Genomic DNA, 8,195 nt, shown 5'->3' with positions numbered 1-8,195 from the left:
GCTCGGCGGCCGCGACGGGCTCGGCGGCCGGGGCGGGCTCGGCGGCCGCGGGGGTCGCCTCGTCCGTGGAGGCGGGGGTCGCGTCGCCGGTCTCGGCGATCGCGGCGGCGTCGGGGGCCGCCTCGTCGGCGGGGACGGTGAGCCCCCGGGCTGCCTGGATCTCGGAGATCGCGGTCACGAGCTCGCCCTTCCGGAGCTTGGAGCCGCCCGGGATCCCGAGCTCGGAGGCGATGGCCTGGAGCTGGGAGACGCGGAGCGCGCTCAGGTCCGCGGTGGTGGCGCGGGTGTCGACATCGGTCATGTGCGTGGGTCCTTTCCCCGATCCGCCGGGACGAAGCCCGTGCGGAGGAGAGCCGATCGCGTGTGTCTCTGCGAAAGCGGCGGACGGTCTGATTCCGTCCGGAGCTGCTGTCGGGCACGAAGGCACGGGATCTTGCAGAGACGACAGCGGATGAGTGGTGAGAAGCGACCACCGGGACCGGATCTCCGACGCGCATGCGTGGATCCGTTGATTCCGGGGTCGCCAGGAGCCTAGCACCCGGCACCCCGCCCGCGGGGGGAACGGCGCGCCGGGTGCGGGATCCGCGCGATCCGGCTACGCGGCGGGCGCGGATCCCTCGTCGACGACCTGGACGGTGGAGCCCTTGACGTCGACGGCGAGCATGAGCGCGGTCCACGGGTTCGCGCTCCGCTCGGCGACGAGCTCGGCCGCCGTGAGGCGCTGGCCCGGGTCGCTGCCGAGCACGAGGAGCGACGGTCCGGCGCCGGACACGACGGCCGCGAAGCCGCGCTCGCGGAGCAGGTGCACGAGCTCGTTCGTCTCGGGCATCGCGGCGGCGCGGTAGTCCTGGTGCAGCCGGTCCTCGGTGGCGGCGAGCAGCAGCTCGGGGCTCTGGATGAGCGCGGCGATGAGCAGCGCCGAACGCGAGACGTTGAAGATCGCGTCCTCGTGCGGCACGGACTCGGGCTGCAGGCTGCGCGCGAGCGCGGTGGACATCGTGGCGACCGGCACCAGCACGAGCGGCGAGACGCCGCGGTGCACGGCGAGCTTCTTGTGCTGCGGGCCCTGCCCGTCGACCCATGCGATGGTGAGGCCGCCGAAGAGCGCGGGCGCCACGTTGTCCGGGTGGCCCTCCATCTCGGTGGCGAGGCGGAGGAGCGCGTCGGCGTCGATCTCCACGGTGCCGGCAAGGAGGCCCTGCGCCGCCATGATCCCGGACACGATGGCAGCTCCGGAGGAGCCCAGGCCGCGGCCGTGCGGGATCCGGTTCTCGGCGACGAGGTCGAGGCCCGGCATGGGCTGGCCGAACGCCTGGAACGTGTGGGCGATGGCCGTGACGACGAGGTTCGTCTCGTCGGTCGGCACCTCGCCCGCGCCCACGCCGCGCACGTCGACCGTGGCGCCGGGCGCGTCGCGCACCGTCACCGTGAGGTCGTCGTAGAGCGCGAGCGCGAGGCCGAGCGTGTCGAAGCCGGGGCCGAGGTTGGCGCTCGTCGCGGGCACGCGCACCTGCACGCGCCGCCCGACGGGGAGCGCCGAGATCATCGGACCGTCGGTCACGACGCGACCAGGTCGAGCACGCCCGCGATCTCGGCGATGTCGACCCCGACGCTCGTGGGGGCGACGTCCGAGCCGTCCGCCGTGCGGAGCGCCCACTGCGGGTCCTTGAGGCCGTGGCCCGTGACCGTGAGGACGACCGTCGCGCCCTTCGGGATCTGCCCGGCCTCGGCGCGCTCGAGGAGCCCGGCGACGCTGATCGCCGACGCGGGCTCGACGAAGATGCCGACCTCGGCCGAGAGGATGCGGTGCGCCTCGAGGATCTTCGCGTCCGAGATCGCGCCGAAGTAGCCGTCGGTGAGCAGCTGCGCCTCGAGGGCGAGCTTCCACGAGGCGGGGTTGCCGATGCGGATCGCGCTGGCGATGGTGTCGGGGTCCTTCACGATGGCGCCGTCGACGATGGGCGCGCTGCCCGCGGCCTGGAACCCGAACATGCGGGGCAGCTTGGTGGCGTTGCCCGCCTCGAGGTCCTCGCGGTAGCCGCGCGTGTAGGCGGTGTAGTTGCCGGCGTTGCCGACGGGGATGAGGTGGAAGTCGGGCGCGTCGCCCAGCACCTCGACGACCTCGAAGGCTCCCGTCTTCTGGCCCTCGATGCGGTCGTTGTTGACCGAGTTGACGAGGTGCACGGGGTAGTTGGCGCTGAGCTCGCGCGCGATGTCGAGGCAGTCGTCGAAGTTGCCGCGCACCTGGAGCAGCTGCGCGTCGTGGGCGACGGCCTGGCTGAGCTTGCCCATCGCGATCTTGCCCTCGGGCACGAGCACGGCAGCGGTGATGCCCGCGTGCGTCGCGTACGCCGCCGCCGATGCCGACGTGTTGCCGGTCGAGGCGCAGATGACGGCCTTCGCGCCGTGCTCGACGGCCTTCGAGATCGCCATCGTCATGCCGCGGTCCTTGAAGGATCCCGTCGGGTTCATGCCCTCGTACTTGACCCAGACCTTCGCACCCGTGCGGGCGGAGAGGGCGGGCGCGGGGATGAGCGGAGTGCCGCCCTCGCCGAGCGTGATGATCGGGGTGGCGTCCGTGACGTCGAGGCGGTCGGCGTATTCGCGGAGCAGTCCGCGCCATTGGTGGGCCATCAGGCTCCTTCTACTCGGAGGACGCTCGCGACTGCCGTCACCGCGTCGAGGTTCGACACCGCGTCGACGGTGGCCCGGAGGGCCGCGTCGGTGGCGCGGTGCGTGCCGATCACCAGGCTAGCGGTGGGCCGGTCGCCCGCCCCTCCCGCCACGGGGGCCTGGTGCGTGGTCTGCTCGAGCGTCTCCACGGAGACGCCCTGCTCGCTGAACAGGTGCGCGATGCGGGCGAGCACGCCCGGCTCGTCGGCCACCTGCAGCGTGATCTGGTACTGGGTCGTGATCGCGCCGACCGGCAGCGTCTCGAGGTCGGCGTGCGTCGACTCGGCGACGCCGGGGCCGCCGACGACGTGGCGGCGCGCGGCCGAGACGACGTCGCCGAGGACGGCCGAGGCGGTCTGCACTCCCCCGGCGCCCGCGCCGTAGAACATGAGGTCGCCCGCGGCCTCCGCCTCGACGAAGACGGCGTTGTTCGCGCCGTGCACGGCGGCGAGCGGGTGGTCGCGCGGCACGAGCGCCGGGTAGACGCGGGCCGAGACCGCGTCGCGGCCGGTGGCAGGGTCCGTGAGGCGCTCGCAGATGGCGAGCAGCTTGATCACGTACCCGGCCTTGCGCGCCGAGTCGAACTGCGCGGACGTGAGGCCCGTGATGCCCTCGCGGTGCACGGCCTCGACGGGCACGCGCGTGTGGAAGGCGAGGCTCGCGAGGATGGCGGCCTTCTGCGCGGCGTCGTGGCCCTCGATGTCGGCCGTGGGATCCGCCTCCGCGTAGCCGAGCTCGGTGGCCGTCGCGAGGGCCTCGTCGAAGCCGAGCCCGTGGGCGTCCATCTCGTCGAGGATGTAGTTCGTCGTGCCGTTGACGATGCCGAGGATCCGCTCGACCCGGTCGCCCGCGAGGCTGTCGCGCAGCGGCCGGATGATGGGGATCGCACCCGCCACGGCGGCCTCGTAGTAGAGCTGCGCGCCGACCTGCTCGGCCGCCTCGAAGAGCTCCGGGCCGTGCGTCGCGAGCAGCGCCTTGTTGGCCGTCACGACGTCCGCGCCCGAGGCGATGGCCGCGAGGATGTGGGTGCGGGCGGGCTCGATGCCGCCCATCAGCTCGATGACGATGTCGGCCCCGAGGATGAGCGACTCCGCGTCCGTGGTGAGCAGCTCGCGCGGCACCGAGGCGTCGCGCGGCGCGTCCCGGTCGCGCACCGCGATGCCCACGAGCTCGAGCCGGGCGCCCACGCGCTGCGCCAGCTCCTCGCCGTGCTCCCGCATGAGGCGCGCCACCTGGGTGCCGACCGAGCCGCAGCCCAGCAGGGCGACGCGCAGGTTCCGGTACTCGATCATCGTGCTCCGTTCACGTCGGGGGATGCGGCCACGGGCGTGCCCGCATCGCGCGCCAGCAGGTCGGCCTCGGTCTCGCCGCGGACGATGACGCGCGCCTGGCCGTCGCGCACGGCGACGACCGGCGGGCGGCCGATCCAGTTGTAGTTGCTCGCGAGCGCCCAGCAGTAGGCGCCGGTCGCGGGGACGGCGAGGAGGTCGTCGGCGCGCACGTCGCCCGGCAGGTAGTCGGCGAGGACGACGAGGTCGCCGCTCTCGCAGTGCTTGCCGGCGATGCGCACGAGCGCGGTGTCCGCGTCCGAGGAGCGTCCCGCGATGCGCACCGAGTAGTCGGCGCCGTAGAGGGCGGGGCGGGCGTTGTCGCTCATGCCGCCGTCGACGCTCACGTAGCGGCGGACGGCGGTCTCGGCCTCCTCGGCGACGCGCGGATCCTCGACGTCGCCCGTGGCGGAGGAGGCCTCGGCGACCTCGCCGTCGACGCCGCCGACGGTCACGAGCACGTCCTTGACCGTGCCCACGGTGTAGAGCGTCGCGGTGGACGGCCCGACGATGCTGCGGCCGGGCTCGACGGCGATGACGGGCACCGCGATCCCCCGGCGCGCGCACTCGTCGCCGACGATGCGCGTCAGCCGCCGCGCGATCTCGTCGACCGGCACCGGCCGGTCGACCGACGTGTAGGCGATGCCGAAGCCTCCGCCGAGGTTGAGCTCGGGCACGGCGCCGTCCGCGAGGAGCCGCTCGTGCAGGTCCAGGAGCCGGCGGGCGGACTCGACGAACGCGTCCGTCTCGAAGATCTGGCTGCCGATGTGGGCGTGCAGGCCGGTGAAGGAGAGGGACGCGTGCGCGCGGATGCGGGCGACGACGCCGGGCGCGTCCGGCAGCGTGATCCCGAACTTCTGGTCCTCGCGCGCGGTCGCCAGGTACTCGTGCGTGTGGGCGTGCACGCCGCTGTTCACGCGGAGGCGCACGGCCTGGACGCGACCGTGGGCGGCGGCCGCCGCGGCGACGCGCTCGACCTCGACCTCGCTGTCGATGACGATCTGACCGATGCCCGCACCCACCGCGCGGTCGATCTCGGCGACCGACTTGTTGTTGCCGTGGAAGCCGAGGCGGGCGGGATCCGCGCCGGCCGCGAGCGCGACGGCCAGCTCCCCTCCGGAGCACACGTCGATGTGGAGGCCCTCCTCGACCATCCAGCGGGCCACCTCGATGCTGAGGAACGCCTTGCCCGCGTAGTAGACGCGGGCGTTCGTGCCGACGGCGGCGGCCTCGCGGTCGAATGCGGCGAGCGTGCCGGCGGCGCGGGCGCGGACGTCGTCCTCGTCCATCACGTACAGCGGCGTGCCGTAGCGCGCGGCGAGCTCCGTGACGGACACCCCGGCGATGCGGATGGCGCCGTCGCCGCCGCGGGCGGATCCGCGCGACCAGACGGCCGGATCCAGCGCGTTCGCGTCGTCGGGCGGCCGCAGCCAGGACGGGGCCAGCGGGTTCGCGGTCACTCGGGTCACCTCTTCGGGCGCGGGGCGGACGTGCGGGATGGCGAGCGGACCCGGTGTGGTCCCTGGAGCCGAGGGGGGCGGTGCGAGCCATCCTACCGAGGCCCGGACGGGCCCCCGCCCATGTGACGGCGGCCTCCGGGCGACGCCGCGGTCGGCTATCCGCAGCTGCCGGTGACCCCGAGCGAGTCGCGCGTCAGCTTCACCGACGACGACTGCACGGTCATCGACGCGCGCCCGTCGGCGATGGTCACGTCCTGCACCTGGACGCCCGCGGGGAGGTACTGCGCGACGCACACGGGGTAGGTGATGTCGCGGATCCCCTGGATGGTCTGCGCGAGGTCGACCTTCAGCGACCCCGCCTGGAGCTCGACCTCGGCGGGCGTGATGACGACGGTCGAGCCGTCGCGCAGCACGGGCTCCGCCGCCACGGTGTAGCCGAGCGTGAGGCCGAGGACGCTCGTGGAGCCGGAGTAGCCGAGCGTGCCGTCGCCGAAGCGCAGGTCGGGCGGCGTGCCCGCGGTCTTGGCGAGGAGGGCGCTCGCGGGATCCTGGTCCATCGACACGGTGGCGACGACGTTCCCCACGGTGCGCTCCTGGTCGGTGGGCACGTCGGTCGCGACGATGTGCGCCTGGAACGGCGTGCCGTCGGCCTGGAGGTTCGGGCCGTCGAGCACGACCCGGTCGAGCGTGCCGCGGATGAGCTGCGGGATGACCCAGTCGCCCTCGATCGCGACGTTGACGCGCCCGGTGATCTGGCCGGGCAGCTGGTCGGCGATCTGCTTCTCCGCCTGGTCCTGCGCGACGCCGCGCACGGTCTGGTCGATGATCCGCAGCCCGAAGGCGAGCCCGACGCCGATCACCGCGAGGACGAGGAGCCAGATGAACACGGTGCCGCCGCGCGGACCGCGGCGACGCCGCCTGGCCTCCCGCGGGTCGCGGCGCTCGGGCGCCTCGAAGACCTCCGTGCCGAGGAACCGACCCGCCATGATCCGCTCCCCTACATGCGCTCGGGGGCCGAGACGCCCACGAGGTCGAGTCCGTTGGCGACCACCTGCCGCACCGCGTCGTTCAGCCAGAGGCGCGTGCGGTGCAGGTCGGTGACCTCCTCGTCGCCGCGCGGCACCACCCGGCAGCTGTCGTACCAGCGGTGGTAGGAGCCCGCGAGCTCCTCGATGTAGCGGGCGACCCGGTGCGGCTCGCGCAGCTCCGCGGCCTGGGCCACGATGCGCGGGAACTCCTGCAGGAGGCCGAGGAGCGCCGACTCGGTCGGGTGCGTGAGCAGCTCCGGCGCGAAGGCCGTGCGCTCGACCCCGGACGCGGCCGCGTTGCGGTCCACGGCGCAAGTGCGCGCGTGGGCGTACTGCACGTAGAAGACGGGGTTGTCGTTCGTGCGCTTGCCCAGCACCGCGAGGTCGATGTCGAGGTTCTGATCCGCGGAGGAGCGCACGAGGGAGTAGCGCCCGGCGTCGACGCCGACCGCGTCGACCAGGTCGTCGAGCGTGACGATGGTGCCGGCGCGCTTGCTCATCTTCACGGGCTCGCCGTCGCGCAGCAGGTTGACCATCTGGCCGATGAGGATCTGCAGGTTGACGCCCGGGGTGTCGCCGAACGCCTCGGCCATCGCCATCATGCGGCCGACGTAGCCGTGGTGGTCCGCCCCCAGCATGATGATGTTCTGCTCGAAGCCGCGCTCGCGCTTGTCGAGGTAGTAGCCGAGATCGCCCGAGATGTAGGCGGGCTCGCCGCTGGAGCGGATCACGACGCGGTCGCGGTCGTCGCCGAAGGTCGTGGTGCGGAGCCAGACGGCGCCGTCCTCCTCGAATACGTGGCCGAGCTCCTTGAGGCGCGAGACCGCGCGGTCGACGGCGCCCGACTCGTGCAGCGAGTCCTCGTGGAAGAAGACGTCGAAGTCCACGCCGAAGTCGTGCAGCTTCTGCTTGATCTCCCCGAACATCAGCTCGGTGCCGTGCTTGCGGAACACCTCCTGCTGCTCCTCGCGGGACAGCGCGTCGATGTCGCCGTCGAACTCGGCCACCACGCGCTCGGCGATCTCGCCGATGTAGGCGCCGCCGTAGCCGTCCTCGGGGGTCTCCTCGCCGAGGTGGCTCGCGAGGAGGCTGCGGGCGAAGCGGTCGATCTGGGATCCGTGGTCGTTGAAGTAGTACTCGCGCGTGACGAGCGCGCCCTCGGCCTGGAGGATGCGCGCCAGGCTGTCGCCGACCGCGGCCCAGCGCACGCCGCCCAGGTGGATGGGGCCGGTCGGGTTCGCGGAGACGAACTCGAGGTTGATGCGGATCCCGTCGAGCGTCGTGCCCCGGCCGTACGCCTCGCCCTGCTCGACGATGGTGCGCGCGAGGGCGCCGGCCGCGGCAGCCTCGAGCGTGATGTTGATGAAGCCGGGACCCGCGACGTCGACCTTCGCGACCTGCGGCAGCTCGCCGAGCGCCGCGGCGATGTCGGCCGCGATGGCGCGCGGGTTCTCGCCGAGCGGCTTCGCGATCCGCATGGCGATGTTGGTGGCCCAGTCGCCGTGGTCGCGGTTGCGCGGGCGCTCGAGCACGACCATGTCGGGGCTGAGCGCGAGGGCGTCGCCGCCGGGTCGTCGTCCTGCCGTCCGGGCCACGATGTCGAACAGTGCGCCGGTCAGGTCAGGGGTCGTCATGGGGATCGATCCTACCGGCGGGCGCGACCCGCCCCGCCCGGCCCCCGCGCCCGCGCCCGCGCCCGCGCGACG

General features: G+C 73.4%; 7 protein-coding genes. All 7 read right to left on the bottom strand.

What is annotated here, in order from left to right:
* The coding region (locus DZG00_RS09615) for a Rho termination factor N-terminal domain-containing protein (RefSeq protein ID WP_199689807.1) at positions 1-301 on the bottom strand (301 nt) is incomplete at its 3' end.
* Between the two features lie 294 nt (positions 302-595).
* Positions 596-1,546, bottom strand: a complete 951-nt coding sequence (gene thrB, locus DZG00_RS09610; protein ID WP_119381980.1) for a homoserine kinase — start codon at positions 1,544-1,546, stop codon at positions 596-598.
* Between the two features lie 11 nt (positions 1,547-1,557).
* Entirely contained in the window at positions 1,558-2,634 is a 1,077-nt protein-coding gene (gene thrC, locus DZG00_RS09605) for a threonine synthase (protein ID WP_079532519.1), read from the bottom strand.
* Positions 2,634-3,965, bottom strand: coding sequence for a homoserine dehydrogenase (locus tag DZG00_RS09600; RefSeq protein ID WP_119381976.1), 1,332 nt, complete (start codon positions 3,963-3,965; stop codon positions 2,634-2,636). The genes thrC and DZG00_RS09600 overlap by 1 nt, the downstream gene beginning before the upstream one ends.
* Positions 3,962-5,461, bottom strand: coding sequence for a diaminopimelate decarboxylase family protein (locus DZG00_RS09595; RefSeq protein WP_119381977.1), 1,500 nt, complete (start codon positions 5,459-5,461; stop codon positions 3,962-3,964). The genes DZG00_RS09600 and DZG00_RS09595 overlap by 4 nt, the downstream gene beginning before the upstream one ends.
* A gap of 155 nt (positions 5,462-5,616) precedes the next feature.
* Positions 5,617-6,447, bottom strand: coding sequence for an LmeA family phospholipid-binding protein (locus DZG00_RS09590; RefSeq protein ID WP_119381978.1), 831 nt, complete (start codon positions 6,445-6,447; stop codon positions 5,617-5,619).
* 11 nt (positions 6,448-6,458) lie between these two features.
* On the bottom strand, positions 6,459-8,123 hold the full coding sequence (argS, locus tag DZG00_RS09585; protein WP_119381979.1) for an arginine--tRNA ligase: 1,665 nt from the start codon (positions 8,121-8,123) through the stop codon (positions 6,459-6,461).
* Positions 8,124-8,195 lie beyond the last annotated feature (72 nt).

Origin of the sequence: Clavibacter lycopersici, assembly GCF_003576405.1 — a bacterium.
In the GTDB taxonomy this organism is placed as follows: Bacteria; Actinomycetota; Actinomycetes; order Actinomycetales; family Microbacteriaceae; genus Clavibacter; species Clavibacter lycopersici.
Note: the sequence above shows the minus strand (reverse complement) of the source record. Positions and strands in the feature narration are given on the sequence as shown.

Excerpts from the sequence above, each read along its gene's own strand:
- thrB (WP_119381980.1), bottom strand. The coding sequence starts at position 1,546 with ATGATCTCGGCGCTCCCCGTCGGGCGGCGCGTGCAGGTGCGCGTGCCC.
- thrC (WP_079532519.1), bottom strand. The coding sequence starts at position 2,634 with ATGGCCCACCAATGGCGCGGACTGCTCCGCGAATACGCCGACCGCCTC.
- DZG00_RS09600 (WP_119381976.1), bottom strand. The coding sequence starts at position 3,965 with ATGATCGAGTACCGGAACCTGCGCGTCGCCCTGCTGGGCTGCGGCTCG.
- DZG00_RS09590 (WP_119381978.1), bottom strand. The coding sequence starts at position 6,447 with ATGGCGGGTCGGTTCCTCGGCACGGAGGTCTTCGAGGCGCCCGAGCGC.
- argS (WP_119381979.1), bottom strand. The coding sequence starts at position 8,123 with ATGACGACCCCTGACCTGACCGGCGCACTGTTCGACATCGTGGCCCGG.